General features: G+C 54.4%; 17 protein-coding genes and 1 tRNA gene. 10 read left to right on the top strand and 8 right to left on the bottom strand.

Features of this window, described 5'->3' with window-relative positions; translation table 11 throughout:
• The first annotated feature begins 7 nt into the window (after positions 1-7).
• Together BQ5383_RS02795 and BQ5383_RS02800 are read left to right on the top strand one after the other, a co-directional pair.
• Complete coding sequence (locus tag BQ5383_RS02795) at positions 8-1,924, top strand: glycoside hydrolase family 13 protein (RefSeq protein ID WP_071429243.1); 1,917 nt, start codon at positions 8-10, stop codon at positions 1,922-1,924.
• Positions 1,925-1,928: 4 nt separating this feature from the next.
• On the top strand, positions 1,929-2,303 hold the full coding sequence (locus BQ5383_RS02800) for a NusG domain II-containing protein (RefSeq protein WP_083389792.1): 375 nt from the start codon (positions 1,929-1,931) through the stop codon (positions 2,301-2,303).
• Positions 2,304-2,516: 213 nt separating this feature from the next.
• Here BQ5383_RS02800 and BQ5383_RS02805 read toward each other — a convergent pair whose 3' ends face one another.
• The gene (locus BQ5383_RS02805; protein WP_071429244.1) at positions 2,517-3,173 is read right to left on the bottom strand and encodes a GntR family transcriptional regulator; all 657 of its coding nucleotides are present in this window, start codon (positions 3,171-3,173) and stop codon (positions 2,517-2,519) included.
• A 231-nt stretch (positions 3,174-3,404) separates the two neighbouring features.
• Between BQ5383_RS02805 and BQ5383_RS02810 the strand changes: the two genes are divergently transcribed.
• The 4 genes from BQ5383_RS02810 to BQ5383_RS02825 all read left to right on the top strand — a co-directional run bounded on the left by BQ5383_RS02810 (position 3,405) and on the right by BQ5383_RS02825 (position 6,929).
• Entirely contained in the window at positions 3,405-4,667 is a 1,263-nt protein-coding gene (locus tag BQ5383_RS02810; protein ID WP_071429245.1) for an SLC13 family permease, read from the top strand.
• 24 nt (positions 4,668-4,691) lie between these two features.
• Positions 4,692-5,786: a mandelate racemase/muconate lactonizing enzyme family protein gene (locus BQ5383_RS02815; protein WP_071429246.1), complete on the top strand. Its 1,095-nt coding sequence runs from the start codon at positions 4,692-4,694 to the stop codon at positions 5,784-5,786.
• A gap of 71 nt (positions 5,787-5,857) precedes the next feature.
• Entirely contained in the window at positions 5,858-6,553 is a 696-nt protein-coding gene (locus BQ5383_RS02820) for an ABC transporter ATP-binding protein (protein WP_235821923.1), read from the top strand.
• A gap of 178 nt (positions 6,554-6,731) precedes the next feature.
• Positions 6,732-6,929, top strand: a complete 198-nt coding sequence (locus tag BQ5383_RS02825; RefSeq protein ID WP_071429247.1) for a hypothetical protein — start codon at positions 6,732-6,734, stop codon at positions 6,927-6,929.
• Positions 6,930-7,744: 815 nt separating this feature from the next.
• Here the strand turns inward: BQ5383_RS02825 and pyrE are convergent.
• The 7 genes from pyrE to BQ5383_RS02860 form a co-directional block, all read right to left on the bottom strand.
• Complete coding sequence (gene pyrE, locus BQ5383_RS02830; RefSeq protein ID WP_274953137.1) at positions 7,745-8,380, bottom strand: orotate phosphoribosyltransferase; 636 nt, start codon at positions 8,378-8,380, stop codon at positions 7,745-7,747.
• A 29-nt stretch (positions 8,381-8,409) separates the two neighbouring features.
• Positions 8,410-9,111, bottom strand: coding sequence for an orotidine-5'-phosphate decarboxylase (gene pyrF, locus BQ5383_RS02835; protein ID WP_071429248.1), 702 nt, complete (start codon positions 9,109-9,111; stop codon positions 8,410-8,412).
• Complete coding sequence (locus BQ5383_RS02840) at positions 9,108-10,025, bottom strand: dihydroorotate dehydrogenase (RefSeq protein ID WP_071429249.1); 918 nt, start codon at positions 10,023-10,025, stop codon at positions 9,108-9,110. The genes pyrF and BQ5383_RS02840 overlap by 4 nt, the downstream gene beginning before the upstream one ends.
• Positions 10,019-10,759 carry a dihydroorotate dehydrogenase electron transfer subunit gene (locus BQ5383_RS02845; protein WP_071429250.1) on the bottom strand — a complete coding sequence of 247 codons (741 nt, stop codon included), beginning with the start codon at positions 10,757-10,759 and terminating at the stop codon, positions 10,019-10,021. The genes BQ5383_RS02840 and BQ5383_RS02845 overlap by 7 nt, the downstream gene beginning before the upstream one ends.
• 117 nt (positions 10,760-10,876) lie before the next feature.
• A complete protein-coding gene (carB, locus tag BQ5383_RS02850) occupies positions 10,877-14,056 on the bottom strand; it encodes a carbamoyl-phosphate synthase large subunit (RefSeq protein ID WP_071429251.1) in 3,180 nt (1,059 codons plus the stop codon).
• On the bottom strand, positions 14,049-15,158 hold the full coding sequence (gene carA, locus BQ5383_RS02855; RefSeq protein ID WP_071429252.1) for a glutamine-hydrolyzing carbamoyl-phosphate synthase small subunit: 1,110 nt from the start codon (positions 15,156-15,158) through the stop codon (positions 14,049-14,051). The genes carB and carA overlap by 8 nt, the downstream gene beginning before the upstream one ends.
• 48 nt (positions 15,159-15,206) lie before the next feature.
• Positions 15,207-16,475: a dihydroorotase gene (locus BQ5383_RS02860; protein ID WP_071429253.1), complete on the bottom strand. Its 1,269-nt coding sequence runs from the start codon at positions 16,473-16,475 to the stop codon at positions 15,207-15,209.
• A gap of 205 nt (positions 16,476-16,680) precedes the next feature.
• Here BQ5383_RS02860 and BQ5383_RS20555 point away from each other — a divergent pair, with 205 nt between their 5' ends.
• The 4 genes from BQ5383_RS20555 (at position 16,681) to BQ5383_RS02875 (ending at position 18,808) form a co-directional block, all read left to right on the top strand.
• Positions 16,681-16,923 carry a hypothetical protein gene (locus BQ5383_RS20555; RefSeq protein WP_139193326.1) on the top strand — a complete coding sequence of 81 codons (243 nt, stop codon included), beginning with the start codon at positions 16,681-16,683 and terminating at the stop codon, positions 16,921-16,923.
• A 291-nt stretch (positions 16,924-17,214) separates the two neighbouring features.
• Positions 17,215-17,290: transfer RNA gene (locus BQ5383_RS02865), tRNA-Pro, on the top strand.
• 383 nt (positions 17,291-17,673) lie between these two features.
• Entirely contained in the window at positions 17,674-18,246 is a 573-nt protein-coding gene (locus BQ5383_RS02870; RefSeq protein ID WP_071429254.1) for an SGNH/GDSL hydrolase family protein, read from the top strand.
• Between the two features lies 1 nt (position 18,247).
• A complete protein-coding gene (locus tag BQ5383_RS02875; protein WP_071429255.1) occupies positions 18,248-18,808 on the top strand; it encodes a TetR/AcrR family transcriptional regulator in 561 nt (186 codons plus the stop codon).
• The last annotated feature ends 57 nt before the right edge of the window (positions 18,809-18,865 follow it).

The following is an 18,865-nucleotide window of genomic DNA, read 5'->3' on the forward strand; positions in this document are numbered from 1 at the left end:
CTTCGCCATGATCTTTTGCAGCAGAAACGAATTTCACAAATCCCCTTTCGGCGCCGTGCCTGCCGGCACCGCCGTTTCCTTCCGCCTCACCTTTCCACACAATACCCCTGATCCCAAGGCGGTACTGGAGGTGTTCCAGGATGATGTTTTTGACGTCCCTGCCCTGGTAACCCCCTTTGTCTTTGAATCCAGAGCGGAAGGTTTTGACAGCTACATCTGCGAATTTACTCCTTCATCCCCCCAGCTGCTGTTTTACCGCTTTTCCATCCTTTCCGGTGGGAACCGCCGGATACTGGGGCGGGACGCCGGCGGAAGCGGCAGTTTTGAAAGCAAGGACCTGTGGCAGCTGACCGTTTATGACCCTGGTTTTCAAACGCCTCCTGAGCTGGCCGGAGCGGTATTTTATCAGATTTTTCCAGATCGCTTCTGCAACAGCGGCAAGCCTAAGAAAAATGTTCCTTCCGACCGCATTCTTCACAAGGATTGGTATGAGGAACCTGTGAGCCGTCCCAATGCACAGGGAGAGTTTTTGTGCAACGACTACTTTGGAGGAGATCTGGAAGGAATCCGGCAAAAGCTTCCCTATCTGGCGGAGCTGGGGGTGGAGGTGCTGTATCTCAACCCCATTTTTGAGGCTCACTCCAATCATCGCTACAATACCGCCGACTACAGCCGGGTGGACCCTCTGCTGGGGGAAAATGAGGATTTCCGGCAGCTGTGCGCCGATGCTGAAAAGCTGGGCATCCGGGTGATGCTGGACGGCGTGTTCAACCATACCGGAAGTGACAGCGTTTACTTCAACAAAGAGGGCCGCTACGGCCATACCGGCGCTTACCAGGACCCCAACAGCCCTTATCGCAGCTGGTTCAGCTGGGAGCAATATCCCACCCGTTATCAAAGCTGGTGGGGGTTTGAGACCCTCCCCAATGTCAACGAGGAGTGTGACTCTTACCGGGACTTCATTTGTGGGGAACAGGGGGTTTTGCGCAGTTGGCTGCGGGCTGGGGCCAAAGGTTTCCGGCTGGACGTGGCGGACGAATTGCCGGACAGCTTCATCCAGGATATCCGCAAAGCCGTCAAAGAGGAGGACCCCCATAATCTGTTGTTGGGAGAGGTGTGGGAAGATGCCTCCAACAAGATCAGCTACGGCTGCCGCCGCCAGTATTTTCAGGGGCGGGAGCTGGACAGTGTGATGAATTACCCCTGGCGCACCGCTATCCTCAACTTTATCCGCTATGGTGCGGGAGATGAGCTGCGGGAAGCCATCGAGACCATTCTGGAAAACTATCCCGCGCCGGTGATTCCGGTGCTGATGAACTGCCTGTCCACCCATGATGTCCCCCGGGCCATCACCGCTCTGGCCGCACCCCCTATGGATGGCCATGACCGGGAGTGGCAGCGGCAGCACAACACGCTGGACGCCAATACCTTCTACACCGGCCGGCAGATGCTTTTGCTGGCAGCCATGATCCAGTATACCCTCCCTGGCGCTCCCTGTCTGTATTATGGCGATGAAGCCGGGCTGGTGGGGTATGCGGACCCCTTTAACAGGGGAACCTATCCCTGGGGCCGGGAGGACGTGGGGCTGGTGGACTTTTTCCGGATTCTGGGCAGTCTCCATAAAAAATCTCCCACCCTGCGTACCGGCAGCTTTGAAGCGGTATCATTCGACCACCACAGCTGCACCTATCTGCGGCGGCTGGAGAATCACACGCTCCTTGTCTGTGTCAACCGCAGTCGGGAGGATCTGGAGATTCCCTACGACCCATGGCTGCTGCGGGACGCGGAACCTTTGCTGACAGTGGGGGGAATGGAGGACTGCTTCTCCCTACATGGCCATTCCGCTATCCTGATGCGTCTGCCTGACGGAGAAAAAGCCGCAAAAAGCTTTTTCGTTACCACAGGTCACCAATCAAAGGAGTAACCTGATGAAAAAAATGAGTAAAACCACCCTGGTCCTTTATGCTGTCATTGGCATTGCCGCCATTGCCTGCCTGGCGCTGCTGCTTCTCCCCAAAGAGCCTCCCGCTCCCTCTGAACAGCTGGTGGCAGTGCTGTGGGTGGATGGAGATGTCTTTGAGGAAATTCCTCTGGGCACCGCCGAGGACGGCACCTTTTCCATCCTGGACAGCACAGGGCACAACATCACCTTTGAAATCAAGGACCATGCCATCCGCTTTCTGGAATCGGATTGTCCTGATCAGGTCTGTGTCAATACCGGCTTTGTCAGCCAGGATATGGACCTGGCCGCCTGTCTGCCCAATCAGACGGTGCTGTCGGTGGAGCTGCGGCAAAGCCCATAAGTCTCCGGCATGAAAGGCAGCAGTTTTCTCTGTATTTCCAATTTTTCTTTTCCGCTAAGGTATTTTATTCAAAGCAAAATTCCATAAAAAACAACAGGACAATTCCCTTCATTTGAAAGGATTTGTCCTGTTTCCTTTTGCCCGGAAAAATATCATGCGCACAATTCTGTGACACCCAAAAAACTCACTGTTTTTACAACCTTGATCAGCAGATCACTGATCATCCTGTGTTTGGTGCAGAAGAAATTTTACGAGATTTTCTGTTCGATTGATATGTTCTGTGATCGCCTTTTCCACCTGCCGCTCATCATGGTTGAGCAGCGCATCGATGATATACTGGTGTTCTTCAATATTTCTCCGAATATTTTGAGGGATATCCCGTGGATATACCGACGGCATGGAAAACCAAAGCTGCTGGAGCATCTGCTCCAGGCGAGGACTGTTGGCAAGGCGCCAGATTTCATAGTGAAATTCTTTGTTGAGGAAACGAAACTCCTCTTGTTTTGGCTCTCCCTCCAAACAACCTTTAATCTGTCGCTGGATACAGATAAGATTCTCATAGCTTCCGCCGTTGCGGCAGGCCTTTTTTCCTGCAAGGCACTCCAGCAAAACACGAATCTCCAGCTGTTCCTGCACACTCTCCACAGTGATCTCCTTGACCACTGCCCGCTTATTCTTTTTGATCTCGATCAGACCTGCATTTTCCAGTACCAGAAACGCCTCCCGCACCGGCATTCTGGAAACCCCCAGCTGCTCCGAGATTTTTTCCTGAATCAGTTCCTCTCCCGCATGAAAGGTTCCTTTATAAATGGCCTCCCGCAGTTTTTCTGTCACAAGTTCCTTGGCGGACATTCTGTTGATCGGTTCCATTTCACGCTCTCCTTTGGTGATGAATCTTTTTTATTGTATCACGGCTTCTGTTTTTTCACAAGTTGAGGGAAATAAAATATCCAAATTTTCTCTTTCCGTTCCGTACAAAACGACAATTTTTGATAAATTCGTTTTTTATCATTGACTTTTTTATGCTATTTGTATAATATATAATCATATTTTGGATACAGAATCCTTTATCCAAAATGAATATGTTTTTGAGGTGATTTTATGAGTCCGGCTGTCATTACATTGATTATCCTGGCTGTTGCCGCATTTTTCTTTGTAACCGACAAACTTCCCATCGCGCTGACCTCTATGTTGGTGGCCACCGCTCTGTCACTGGCAGGAATTCTGGAACCCGCAGAAGCATTTGCGGGCTTTGCGGATGGTACCGTTATTCTTTTTGGCGCCATGTTCATTGTGGGCGGGGCTCTGTTTGAAACGGGCATGGCTTATCGGATCGGCAAATTCTGCACCAGTCTGGCCAAAAGCGACCGGCAGCTGCTGGTAATCGTAATGGTCGTCACCGCCGTACTTTCCTCTGTGCTTTCCAATACCGGTACAGTAGCTGTTCTGATGCCCATTGTAATTGGCATTGCAGGTTCTTCCGGTATCAACCGCTCCAAGATTCTGATGCCCTTCGGTTTTGCGGCAGGTATGGGCGGCCTGATCACCTTGATCGGCACCCCCGCCAACGCTATCGCAAAAACCGCACTGGAAACCATGACCGACGACCGTACACTTACCTTTTTTGAATTCGCCAAAACAGGAATTCCTCTGTGCGTAGCTGGTATTCTCTTTATGGGGCTTGTGGGGTACAAGTTGATCCCTGCCCGGGCTACCAGCGAGGTAGTCGTGGACAGCGGCGAGAAAAAGGACGTACCTGTCTGGAAGCAATATGTTTCTCTGGCTGTTATGATCCTGACTGTGGTAGGAATGGTTTTTGAAAAGCAGATTGGAATTCCGCTGTTTCTCACCGGCATCATTGGTGCTCTTGTACTGGTAATCACCGGAACGATCACCGAAAAACAAGCCTATGCTTCCATTGATATGCGCACCATTTTTCTTACTGTAGGCATGATGCCCATGGCCAGCGCCCTCAACTCCACCGGAGCCGGTCAAATGATTGCCGACGCTGTTCTGAGCATTTTCGGCGACAAGCCCAATCCCTTGGTCATCACCGCCATCATGTTCCTGCTGGGCGCCCTGCTGACCCAGTTTATGACCATCAATGCCTGCACCACTCTTCTGGCCCCCATCGCTGTTGCCATTGCCCAGGGTCTGGGTGCCAGCCCGGTAGCGGTGGTAATGGCTGTGCTGCTTGGTTCCAATGCTGCCTTCTGCACTCCTATTGCCACGACTCCCAACACCATGGTATATGGTTATGGCGAGTACAAATTTACCGACTATGTCAAAGTAGGACTGCCGCTGGAGATTATCTACTTTATCGGCACTATGCTGCTGGCTACTGTCTTCTGGCCTTTCTATTAATTTTCCTACTCCAAGGAGGATACCATGAAAATCACTCATATCACCCACGAAGCTTTCCAGTGGCCCAGAAAAGTCCCACTGCAAAATGGAACCCAGACCTATACTCACTGCGGCCTTTCGATTGTAAAAATTGAAACAGACGAAGGCATTACCGGATACGGTTTTTCCGGGCCTCTGATTTCCCGGGACCCTTTTATTCTGGCAGAGCTGTTTACCGATCAGCTGATAGGTGAAGATCCTCTGGACACCGAGCGCATCTGGAAAAAGCTTTACAATCCCAAACTGGTGGGCCGCAGAGGGTTGAGTACCCGAGCCATCAGCGGCATTGATATTGCTCTATGGGATATTAAAGCCAAAATGGCCGGTCTTCCTCTTTATCGGCTGCTGGGGGGAGCCCGGAAAAAGGTTCCTGCTTATATTGCAGGCGGCTATTATGCTCCCAATAAAGGCTTGAAGGAGCTTCAGCAGGAGATGTACAGCTACATCCAGCAGGGAGTGGCAGGAGTCAAAATGAAGGTGGGAGCCCTCTCCATCGCAGAAGATGCCGCCCGGGTTAAGGCCGTGCGGGAAGCTATTGGACCTGATCATATTCTGATGCTGGATGCCAATTGTTCCTATCGGTATCATGAGGCAATTCAGTTTGCCCGCCGGATAGAGGAGTATGACATCTACTGCTTTGAGGAACCGGTGGCGCCGGATGATTACGATGGAATGAAAAAGATTGCCGCTATGACCTCCATCCCCTTGGCTGCCGGTGAGAATGAATACACCAAGTACGGATTCCGGGATCTGATTCTCACCCATGCGGTTCCTATTCTCAATCCCGCGCCCTTTCTCAATGGCGGCATTACCGAAACAATGAAAATCGCTGCTCTATCGCAGGCATTTGATCTGGAACTGGCTCCCCATGGAGATCAGACCATTAACGTCACCATCGGCGCGGCGATACCCAATGTCTCCTATGTGGAATATTATCCCAAAGAATACGACGCTTTGTGGAATGAAAGTCTGGACTACCGGTTGACCATCGACAATGATGGAACCATGAGTCCCACAGAACGTCCCGGCATCGGCTTTGAGCCTAATTACGAGGCTCTCAATCCTCATCGAGTCAAATAAAAATGCGCCTCCGCTCCTGTTTTTTTCCACTTTTTTGGATATCCTAGTGGAAAAGAAGGGAGTGGGGGCGTTTGTCTGTTTTGATGGAACTGCGTGAACTGCAAAAATGGTATCCCCAGGGGGATGGGGTGGTCAAAGCTTTGGATGGAGTGGATCTGACAGTGGAGGAGGGAGAATTTGTCACCATTATCGGGCCCTCCGGTTCCGGCAAATCCACCCTGATGAATCAACTGGGGTGTCTGGATCAGCCTACCGGCGGACACTATCGTCTGGAAGGAGAGGATGTGGCCTCCCTCAATGAAGAACAACTATCCCACATTCGACGTAAAACTATCGGCTTTGTCTTTCAGGGGTTTCATCTGCTGCCGGGACTGACCGCCCTGGAAAATGTGGAGCTCCCCCTCTACTATCAGCGGATACCAGCTTTGGAACGGCGGCGGATGGCGCTGGAAGCGCTGGACCGTGTGGGGCTTTCCCACAGAGCGGAGCATCTCCCGGCTCAAATGTCAGGAGGCCAACAGCAGCGCACCGCCATTGCCAGGGCCATCGCACCCCGTCCTCCCCTGATTCTGGCGGACGAACCTACAGGAAATCTGGACCGGCAGGCAGGAGCCCAGATCATGGAACTGCTCCGGCAGCTGTGGCAGGAGGGCCGAACCCTCATCCTCATTACCCACGACCCCGATATCGCAGCTAAGGCCCCCAGAACGGTGGTCATCCGGGACGGCAGAGTGGTGGAGGAGGTGCGGCGGGATCAGATGCCATAGAGCGGGCCAAGAGCGGATAACCCTGAATAGCCCTCCCGACAGCAATTTTCTTCAGAAAATAAACAAGCAGAATATTCCCACCGTATTGGGCAGATTGATCCCTTTCGCTGCTTATGATATACTTTTCCTGAACGATAACCCAACACGATCAGAAAGGAATCGGGAGGGGGCGAGGGGAATGAAAAAAGCGATCCGCACAACATTGCCGCCTTGTGTCGGCGCCAGTATCGGCGCTATTCTGGTACAGGCTTGGAACCATCTTGGGGTATGGGGACTATGGGATATTTTGTTTCATTTTCTGGTGACGTTCCTTGTCACTACCTCGATCATGACCCTGTGCATCTGGATTTGGAACCTGATTCGGGGGAAGAACTAAGAAACGGGAGAAAGTGACGTAACGAAGAGGTTCAGCGCGTTTCCAGCGGTATACAATCCGCCGGATTGGTATTCCAATGGGTACTGAGCATGGCCTAAAAATCAGATAAATCCCCAAGTTTATCATTTTTAAATTACTGTATCTACTAAAACTAAGACCTTTATCATATGGGGGCGGCGGTTTATCCGCCGCCCCTTTTGGCCGCCTTGTGCGGCCATCTTTTCCACCAAAGCAGCGAGTGGATTGTCCGGCTTTACCCGGACAACCGGCGAGCGGGCGATTCTGTCTCTGCCGAAACAGACGCAGAGACCATCCCTCCAACTCGTTCCCCTTAGCACTAAAAAGTACAGACCAAAACAGCGGCAGGCACTTTCCTGGACTAACCCGATCGCTATTGTCTCAACTATGGGATTCCAAAGGGACGAGTCCCTTTGGGCGTAACCCCTGGCACCAACTCTTTACCCGGCAGCCATTCAGGGCAGACAAAAAATCCCTACCCAAAGCAGCGAGTGGATTGTCCGGCTTTACCCGGACAACCGGCGAGCGGGCGATTCTGTCTCTGCCGAAACAGACGCAGGAACCATCCCTCCAATCCGTTCCCCTTAACACTAAAAAGTACAGACCAAAACAGTAGCCGGCACTTTCCTGGACTAACCTACTCGCTATTGCCTCAACTATGGGATTCCAAAGGGACGAGTCCCTTTGGGCGTCCCCCCCGTCTCCCCTTCTTCCCCGCCAAATCTGATTGGTAAGCAAATGCCCCGCCCTCTGCTTAAACCAGAGAACGGGGCGTTTTTATCTGTGATTATCGTTTTTCAGCCAATCCAGCTTTCGTCAGAGGGATTGTCCCGGAACTTGCGGATGCGGGCGATGTCGTCGGTCTTGATGTAGCCTTCCTCAGCGGCCACTTCCAGCAGAGCGTCCAGGTTGCACAGGGAAACGTTCTTCACCTGGGCCTCAGCCATGCGGTCCAGGCCCTTCTTCATGCCGTAGGTGAAGATGCTGACGATACCCAGCACCTCGGCTCCCGCTTCCCGCAGAACCTTTACCACTTCCAGCACACTGCCGCCGGTAGAGATAAGGTCCTCCACCACGACCACTTTCTGGCCGGGCTCCAGCTTGCCTTCGATCTGATTGGTGCGGCCATGGTCCTTGGCGCCGGAACGGACATAGCCCATAGGCAGGTCCAGAATGGTGGCGGTGATAGCGGCGTGAGCGATACCAGCGGTGCTGGTGCCCATGAGCACCTGACAGTCGGGATAATGCTCCTTGATGAGGGAAGCAAGGCCCGCTTCCACATCCTTGCGGACGGCGGGGGCGGTGAGGGTCAAACGGTTATCGCAATAGATAGGGCTCTTAATGCCGCTGGCCCAGGTAAAGGGCTGCTGGGGACGCAGAAAAACAGCTTCAATGGACAACAGATCCTTGGCAATGGTTCTTTCCAGATTCATGACGATTCTCCTTTTCAGTCAAATAGGGCTCAGCCGACAAATTCCTTCACGCAGCGGCGATATGCGGCCACCGGATCGGCAGCGGCGGTGATGGGACGGCCCACCACGATATAATCGGTACCGATCTCACGAGCTTTCTCAGGAGTGGTGACCCGCACCTGATCTCCCCTGTCCCCGTCAGCAAAGCGGATGCCGGGGGTCACGGTGAGGAACTCCTTACCACAGGCTTCCTTCACCATGCCAGCCTCCAAAGGAGAACAGACCACGCCATCCAATCCCGCCTCTTTGGCGTTGCGGGCATAATGAATAACCGTATCGTTGATACTGGCGTTAATGAGCAGTTCCTTCTGCATCCGCTCCTCGCTGGTGGAGGTGAGCTGAGTGACAGCGATGAGGAGCGGCCGGGTGCCGTCGGGACGGGTAAGGCCCTCTCTGGCAGCTTTCATCATCTCGATGGTACCGGCGGCGTGGAGGTTGGCAATATCCACATCCAGCCGGGAGAGAACCGCCATGGCCTTCTTGACAGTGTTGGGAATATCGTGGAGTTTCAGGTCCAGAAAGATGCGATGTCCACGGGCTTTCAGCTGACGGACGATCTCCGGGCCTTCGGCGTAGAACAGCTCCATGCCGATCTTTACAAAGGGCTTCTCCCCTTCGGGAAAACGGTCCAGAAAAGCCAGGGTCTCTTCGCCGGTGGCGAAATCGCAGGCGATAATGACGTCACGGTTCATTTCTTGTATCCTCCTATAATATCACTCAGCTTCTCGATGCCCAGCCGCTCCATTTCCAGGGGCAGCTGTTCAATGATCTCCTTGCAGGCATAAGGGTCGCGGAGGTTGGCAGCGCCCACCTGGACAGCGGTAGCACCTGCCATCATCATCTCCAGCACATCCCGCGCGGTGGAGACGCCGCCCATGCCGATGACCGGCACCGAAACGGCGTGGGCAACCTGATACACCATTCTCAGGGCCACCGGGAAGATGGCCGGGCCGGAGAATCCGCCCATCACATTGGCCAGGATGGGTTTGCCGGTACGGATGTCAATGCGCATTCCTAACAGCGTATTGATGAGGCTGATACCATCGGCTCCCGCTTCCTCACAGGCCTTGGCAATGGAAACAATATCGGTGACATTGGGGCTGAGCTTGATGTACACAGGCTTGGTGGTCACAGCCTTCACCGCTTTGGTGACGGCAGCAGCCATAGCCGGATCAGTACCGAAGCTCATACCTCCATGGCGGACGTTGGGGCAGCTGACGTTCACTTCAATCAGGCCCACCTGTTCCTCTTTGTCGATCATCTCGCAGCATTTGGCATACTCCTCGATGGAGAAACCGGAAATATTGGCGATGACCGGTTTGTGGAAAAAGGTTTTCAGCCGGGGCAGCTCCTGGGAGATGACCGCCTCAATACCGGGATTCTGGAGGCCCACAGCGTTGAGCATCCCTTCGGGGCACTCGGCGATTCGGGGAGTGTCGTTGCCGAAGCGGGGCTCCAGGGTGGTACCCTTGAAGGAGAAGGAGCCCAGAATGTTGATGTCATAAAAATCCTTGAACTCCCAGCCGAAGCCGAATGTGCCGCTGGCGGGAATCACAGGGTTGTCCAGGTGCAGCCCGGACAGGTTTACCGACAGGTCCCTTACCATATGATCTCCTCCTTTGTCAGCACAGGGCCATCCTTGCAGATGCGCTTGGAGCCGTACTTGGTCTTGCAGGAACAGCCCATGCAGGCGCCGAAGCCGCAGCCCATCCGCTCCTCAAAGCTCAACTGGCCGGTGGTGGGGCAAGCGTCGTACAAAGCCTTGAGCATGGGAATGGGACCGCAGGCACAGTAGTCGTCATAGGTAAGCTTCGCCTGGGCGATGGCATGGGTGACAAAGCCCTTCACCCCGGCGCTGCCGTCGGCGGTGGCTACATACACAGGGCAGCCCAGCTCCTCAAATTCCTTCTGATAAAAAACATCCTCTTTGGACTGGAATCCCATGATCATCACCGGGGTCTTGCCCGCGGCCAGCAGGGCCTTGGCCAAACCGTAGAGGGGCGGCACACCAACACCGCCGCCTACCAGCAGCACCCGCTGTCCGCAGCGGCTCACATCGAAGCCGTTGCCCAGGCCGGTGAGGAGGTCCAGCTTCACCCCCGGCTCCATGGTGCTCATCTGCCGGGTGCCCTCCCCCACCACTTTGTAGATGAGGGTGATGGTGTTTTCGTTCCAATCGCAGATGGAAATGGGTCTGCGGAGGTAACGGCCCTCCAGCAGGATGTTGACAAACTGTCCCGGCGCGGTGATAAAGCTGGTGTCTCCAAAGAGCTTCATCACATAGACATCCCGGGCCAGCTTCTGCTGATACAGGATGGTATAGATGCCTTTTTTATACATGGCTCACCGCCTCCTTTCAATGATTCCCCGTCCCCCGAAGAGGACGGGGCCGCTGTATTCATCATAGCAGAAAACAGGATTCTGCAAAAGACCGCAGGAAGAAAGATCTGTCCGAAATCATTCGCTGTCGATGGTGGAAACGCCCATGGTGATCTCCTCCAGAACATTGAGCAGTACCCGCACCGTCTCCAGGGAGGTGAACATCGCCACGTTATTTTCCACGGCGGTACGGCGGATGAGGAAGCCGTCGATGGTGTCCTCCTTGCCCAACTCCATGGTATTGATGACATAGGTGACGTGGCCCTTCCGCAGGGATTCCAGAATCTCCTCACTGTTCTCGCTGATCTTCTTCCGGGCTCTGGTGCGGATACCGTGGGACTTGAGGTAAGCGGCGGTACCCATGGTGGCCTCGATGTTGAAGCCCAGGTCGTAGAAGCGGCGCACCAGGGGCAGCGCCTCTTCCTTATCCCGGTCAGCGATGGTGACAAAGATAGTGCCATAGTTGGCCACATTGATGCCGCTGGCCTGAAGAGCCTTGTAAAGGGCGCGGTTCCGGCTGCGGTCATAACCGATGGCCTCACCGGTGGATTTCATTTCGGGAGAGAGGTAAGCGTCCAACCCACGAATCTTGGAGAAAGAGAAGGCGGGAACCTTTACATACCACCTCTTCTTCTCCGGCCAGCACACTTGGGTGATGCCCAGCTCCTTGAGGCTGTGGCCCAGGATGACCCGGGTAGCCAGATTGGCCATAGGCACACCGGTGGACTTGGAGAGGAAGGGAACGGTTCTGGAGGACCGGGGATTGACCTCGATGACATAAACATCCTCATTGGCGTCCACAATGAACTGAATGTTGTAAAGGCCCACAATACCGATGCCCAGTCCCAGACGGACGGTGTAATCCACAATGGTGTCCTTCACCTTCTGGCTGACGGAGTAGGTGGGATAGACGCTGGTGGAGTCGCCGGAATGGATGCCGGTACGCTCTACCAGTTCCATGATGCCGGGAATAAAGACATCCTTGCCGTCACAGATGGCGTCCACTTCCAGCTCCTTGCCCATGATATACTTATCCACCAAAACGGGCTGCTCGGTGTTGATTTCCACAGCGGTCTGGAGGTATTTCCGCAGGCCCGCCTCATCGGAGACGATCTGCATGGCCCGTCCGCCCAGCACGTAGGAGGGCCGTACCAGCACAGGATAACCGATGCGGGCGGCAGTCTTTACACCGTCCTCAATGTTGGTCACCGCTTCGCCGGTGGGCTGGGGGATCTGGAGGCGCTCCATGATCTTCTCAAAGCTGTCCCGGTTCTCCGCGTTCTCAATGGCCTTGACGCTGGTACCGATGATGGGCACTCCCAGGGCCTCCAAACGCTCCGCCAGGTTAATGGCGGTCTGTCCGCCCAGGGAGACCACCACGCCCTTGGGGTTCTCCAGGTGAAGGACGTTCATGACATCCTCGATGGTGAGAGGTTCAAAATACAGCTTATCGCTGGTGGTGTAGTCGGTGGAAACAGTCTCGGGGTTATTGTTGATGATGATGGCTTCATAGCCCGCTTCCCGAATGGCCCAGATGGCGTGAACGGTGGAATAGTCAAACTCCACGCCCTGACCGATACGGATGGGACCGGAGCCCAGCACCACGATCTTTTCCCGGTCGCTGACTACCGATTCGTTCTCATCCTCATAGGTGGAGTAGAAGTAAGGAACATAGGAGTCAAACTCGCTGGCGCAGGTATCGATCATCTTGTAAACCGGGAAGATGTTCTCCTTTGCCCGCAGACGATACACTTCCAGTTCGTTCATTCCCCACAGCTTGCCGATATACTGATCGCTGACGCCCAGCTTCTTGGCCTCGCGGAGGATCTCCAGATCCATGGGATGGTCCTTGATGACTTGATCGAAGCGGACGATGTTGCGGATCTTCTCCAGGAAGAAGGTATCGATCTTGGTGACATCATAGATGAGGTTCAGGTCCACATCGTAGGAGATGAGGCGGGCGATGGCGAAGATCCGGTCATCAGTGGGATTGGCGATATACTTCAGCAGTTCGGCCTCGCTCCAGTTATCGAATTTCTTGTGATAAAGATGGTTGACGCCGGTTTCCAGGCTGCGGATGGCCTTCAGCAGGCTTTCCTCGAAGGTGCGGCCAATGCTCATCACTTCGCCGGTGGCTTTCATCTGGGTGGACAGATGGTTGTCGGCGTTGGCGAATTTATCAAAGGGGAAACGGGGAATCTTGGTAACCACATAGTCCAGGGCCGGCTCAAAGCTGGCGGGAGTATTGGCAATCTGAATCTCGTCCAAAGTCAAGCCCACAGCGATCTTGGCGGAAACCCGGGCGATGGGATAACCGCTGGCCTTGGAAGCCAGAGCGGAGGAACGGGATACACGGGGGTTGACCTCAATGAGGTAATAGTCAAAGGACAGGGGGTCCAGGGCAAACTGAACATTGCAGCCGCCCTCGATCTTCAGCGCCCGGATCAGCTTGAGGGCGCTGTCACGGAGCATATGATACTCCTTGTTGGTCAGGGTCTGGCTGGGGCAGACCACGATGGAGTCACCGGTGTGGACGCCCACAGGGTCCAGGTTTTCCATATTACAGATGGTGATGGCGGTATCGTTGGCGTCCCGGATCACCTCATACTCGATTTCCTTAAAGCCCCGGATGCTCTTTTCCACCAACACCTGATGGACAGGGGAAAGCTTCAGCGCATTTTTGGCCAGCTCCCGCAACTCGCCCTCATCGTCGGCAAAACCGCCGCCGGTGCCGCCCAGGGTAAAGGCGGGACGAAGAACCACAGGATAACCGATCCGCCCAGCGGCTTCCACCGCCTGTTCAATGCTCTCCGCAATCTCAGAAGGAAGCACCGGTTCACCCAGGGACTGGCACAGCTCTTTGAACAACTCCCGATCCTCCGCCTGCTCGATGCTCTGGAAGCTGGTGCCCAGGATCTCCACCTGGCACTCCTCCAGCACACCCTTCCGGGCCAGCTGCACCGCCAGGTTCAGGCCGGTCTGTCCGCCCAGGCCGGGAACAATGGCATCGGGGCGCTCATAGCGGATGATCTTGGCCACATATTCCAGGTTCAGCGGCTCCATATACACCTTATCGGCAATGTGAGTGTCGGTCATGATGGTAGCGGGATTGGAGTTAATGAGGACAACCTCGTAGCCCTCTTCCTTCAGGGCCAGACAGGCCTGGGTGCCGGCATAGTCAAATTCCGCAGCTTGTCCAATCACGATGGGGCCGGAACCGATGACCAGCACCTTTTTGATATCTGTTCTCTTAGGCATTCTTCTTTCCCTCCTTGTTCTGCTCCATCATGGCAATAAACTGGTCAAACAAATAAGCCGAATCCTGAGGACCAGGGGCGCTTTCAGGATGATACTGCACCGAAAAGACCTGATCTTCCTTGCAGCAGACACCCTCAGCGGTATCATCCAGCAGATTCACATGGGTCAGAGTCAAACCAGTACCTTCCAGTGAAGCGCGGTCCACAGCGTAGGAATGGTTCTGGCTGGTGATTTCAATGCGGCCGGTCTCCAGGTTCTTGACCGGATGGTTGCCGCCCCGATGACCGAATTTCATCTTGTAGGTACGGGCGCCATAGGCCAGAGAGATCATCTGGTGTCCCAGGCAGATACCGAAGATGGGCAGCTTACCCCGCAGCTGACGGATCAACTGGATCACCGGCTCAACATCCTCTGGGTCGCCAGGGCCATTGGAGAGGAACACACCGTCTGGACCCAGGCGGAGGATCTCCTCGGCGGTAGTGGTATAGGGAACCACTGTCACATTGCAGCTGCGGGCATTGAGGCTGCGGATGATGTTGTGCTTGATGCCGCAGTCCACCGCCACCACGTCGTACTTATGGCGGGAGGTGCGGGAATACCAGCGCTTTTTGCAGCTGACTCTGGCCACCTGATCCCGGGGCAGTTCAGTAGCTTTCATCCGGGCTACTGCTTCCTCCCGGTCCGTCTCAGGCGCGGTGAGGAGGACCTTCTGGCTGCCTTCATTGCGGATAATCCGGGTGAGCATCCGGGTATCCACACCGGTGATACCGGGAATATCATTTTCCTCCAGCAGCTCAGCCAGGGTCTTGGTAAAGCGGAAGTTGGAAGGCTCGTCATTATAATCCCGCACAATCAGTCCGCCGATGGTGGGGGTACCGGTCTCATAGTCCTCGTCGGTGATTCCGTAGTTGCCGATGAGGGGATAGGTCATTACCACCATCTGACCGGTGTAGGAGGGATCGGAAACAATCTCCTGATACCCCACCATAGAGGTGTTGAACACCAGCTCCAGCATGGTTTCTTTTCGGGCTCCAAAGCCCCATCCGTACAGTTCCCGCCCGTCTTCCAGGACGATCTTACGGTCATAAGGTCTTCTTTCCATCACTCACTGCTCCTTTTTGATTCCAAACCCGGCGATATCTTCCACCGGTCACTCCTGCCAAACGATCTGCCCTTCCACCATCGTCATGGTGTTGCGGCCCCGCACCTTCCATCCGGCAAAGGGGGTTGCCCTGCCCATGGAAAGGAACGTGCCGGGATCGATCTCATACTCCTCTGTCAGCTCCAGCACCGCCAGATCTGCCGGCTGTCCCGGCTCCAATCCTCCCGCAAGTCCAAAGACTTGTCTGGGCCGCACTGACATCCGCTCCACCAGCTGCTCCAATGTCAACACACCGGGCAGTACCAGGTGGGTATACAGCACTGGAAATGCGGTTTCCAGTCCCACAATACCCATGAGACTCTTTTCCAGTCCCCTGCCTTTCTCCTCGGCACTGTGGGGAGCATGGTCGGTGGCAATCATATCCACTGTGCCGTCCAGCAGTCCGGCAATCAGGGCATCCCGGTCTTCCTTCCCTCTCAAAGGAGGATTCATCTTGAAGCGGCCATCCTCCTGGAGATCCTCGTCACACAATACCAGGTAATGAGGACCGGTTTCACAGGTTACCCGAACGCCTCTGGCCTTGGCCTGACGAATCAGCTCCACCGATTCCTTGGTGGAAACATGGCAGACATGATACCGGCAGCCGGTCTCCTCCGCCAACTTCAAATCCCGCTCCACCTGCTTCCATTCGCTGGCCGAGGAGATTCCTTTGTGTCCGTGAGCAGCAGCATAAACCCCTTCATGGATCCAGCCACCGGTGAGGAGGCTTTCATCCTCGCAGTGGGCCACGATCATCTGCCCCAGAGCAGCGGCCCGCTCCATAGCCTCGTGCATCCGCTCCTCCTGCTGCACCCCTTTGCCGTCATCGGAAAAGGCCACCGCTCCTGCTTGGGACAGGGCGGCCATATCCGTCACCTCTCCCCTGCCTGTCTGACCCATGGTGATGCAGCCATAAGGATATACCCGGATGCGGGCATCCCGGCGAATGGCTTCCTGCTCCACCGCCAGATGCTCCGGCGTATCAGGAGGCGGGTTCAGATTCGGCATGGAACACAGGGCAGTATATCCTCCCCTGGCTCCTGCCGCCGTGCCTGTAGCCACCGTTTCTTTATAAGAAAAGCCGGGCTCCCGCAGATGAACATGAACATCAGCAAAACCCGGTACAATATATTTGCCGGAACAATCCAGCACCGCCGGGCTGTCAGAACGGGAAAGTTCCCTGCCGATCCGAACAACACAGCCATCTTCTATCAGCACGTCCAAAGGAAAAAATCCCGTTGGGGTGTATGTCATTCCGCCAACCAGCAATCGCTTCATCCCTGCCGCTCCTTTCTTTTTTCATGCCTCGGAAAAAGCACCGTGACATGGGCTGTTACGGTGCTTCCAGTGTGTTTGTTTATTTAACCTGTTTTATTCTACCATATTTTCTCCATTCAGGCAAGTGAAAAGGCACACTCTCTTATTCTTTCGGCTATGTTTGCAAAATCTTTGACCATAAATTTCCTTCTTTGCGCTTGTTTGTATGAAACAGAAGAAAAAATATATACTTTTCCTTTCCTGGGGGCAACTGGCTGCCCCAGAAGTTTTAACTATGTGTTTCTTTTCATACAATGGCAGGACAAGTTTATTTGCTCATCCCAATACATTCTCACAAGCACATTATTCTTATGAAAAATCAAAAACAACTGCCAAGGGAATGGAACGGAAAACGATTATTCAAAAATGCCTCTTCCTTGGTGTTGACTTTAAAACAAAAATAGAATAAAATAGATATGATTTGTCAGCGGATGCTGCCGCTTGTACTGATGAAAAAGTCAATGTACAGTGCGTACGCTTTGGGAGAATACGCCCAGAGCCTCTTACAATTTCACATCGGGGTGTAGCGCAGTTGGTAGCGCGCATGCTTTGGGAGCGTGAGGCCGGAGTTCGAGCCACACTTTCTCAAAATCCCGGAAAGCTCTGGGACGCTAAGGCGGACGGAGTTTTGCCCCTCGCCGGGAACTGGTCAAAAACCGGCGCTGACCCCATATTTGACTACAATCAGAAAACTTTATACCCGGGTGTAGCGCAGTTGGTAGCGCGCTTGCTTTGGGAGCAAGATGCCGGGAGTTCGAGTCTCCCCACTCGGACCAAAAACCGCCTCAAAACATCAGTTTTGAGGCGGTTTTTGTAACTTTTTCGACAATGACTTGTTTGGCGTTCTGCATAAATAAGACCTCAAATGTGGTCAACACACTTTTTCGGATTTGTTTTGAATTTTCGTTGTAGACATGGTTTTTGGCCCGTCTCCGCCACAATTCGTTCCGAAAAGAGGCAAAGGAAAACTGCACAATTTTTGAAATATGGGGTCATAACCACCTATTCACGATCAGTTCATGCGGCCACAGCTTTATCTTTGTATCTTGCGTCGCAAAATCTGATGAGCCAGTCTGCGCCTCCCGGCCTTGTCCCTCTCGGCGAGGCCGTATATAATGGCAGTTGGAAACAGTGAAAGAAACGAGTAAGGAGCAGTGCTATGCGGATCCTTATGCTGGGCAACAGCTTTACATTCACCAACAATATGCCGAAGATGCTCTCTGAGTTGACCGGAGCGGAAGTGATTCACCACACCCGGGGCGGGGCGCGGCTGTCGGAACAGCTGAACCCCAACACCAACTTGGGCGGACGGACCCAAGCAGCCCTTCAGGACGAGAAGTGGGACTATGTGGTGCTCCAGGAGATGAGCCACGGCCCCATCACCGCCCCCAAGAGCTTCTTTTCCAGCGTGGAGCAGCTTTGCCGGCAGATTCGGGCAAACGGGGCAGTCCCCATTATGTTCGCCACCTGGACCTACCAGAAGGGCGGGGCCAAGCTGACGGACAAGGGCTGGGACTACGACGAGATGGCCCAAAAGCTGTCTGAGGCCTACCACAAAGCGGCACGGGAAAATAACGCCCTGATCGCCGACGTGGGAAACCGCTTTTATGAGCTGTCCCACGCCCAAAGCCTCTACGCCGCGGACGGGGTCCACCCCAATGAGGCGGGCTCCCATATCGCGGCGGAGACCATTGCAGCAGTGATCCGGCAGCACGAAAAGGAGGCGCAGTAATATGCCAAACACCACAAAGCAGGCTCTGGAGGAATCCCTGAAGCATATGCTGCTGAAAAAGCCCCTGGACAAGATTACCATCCGGGACATCACCGAGGACTGCGGCATCAGCCGCATGGCCTTCTACTACCACTTCAAGGACATCTACGACCTGGTGGAGTGGGCCTGCATCGAGGACGCGTCCAAGGCCCTCCAGGGGAAGAAGACCTACGAGACCTGGCAGGAGGGACTTCTGCAGATTTTTGAGGCGGTGCTGGAGAACAAGCCCTTCATCCTCAACGCCTACCGCTGTATCAGCCGGGAGCAGATGGAGCGGTTCCTCTATCAGCTGACCTACGGCCTGATCCGGGGCGTGGTGGAGGAGCAGAGCCAGGGGACGGCCGTCTCTGAGGAGGACAAGTCCTTTATCGCCGAATTTTACAAGTACAGTTTTGTGGGGGTTATGCTGGACTGGATTCGTCAGGGGATGACCGCCGACCCCCGGGTGCTTACGGGAAAGATCAGCGCCGCCATGCGGGGCAGCATTGCCAACGCCATCCGAAATTTTTCGGAAACAGAATAAGAGCCGCTTTACAATCCGGGCCCGATGATCAAAAACTGATCATCGGGCCCGGATTGT

Origin of the sequence: Angelakisella massiliensis, assembly GCF_900104675.1 — a bacterium.
Lineage (GTDB): Bacteria > Bacillota > Clostridia > Oscillospirales > Ruminococcaceae > Angelakisella > Angelakisella massiliensis.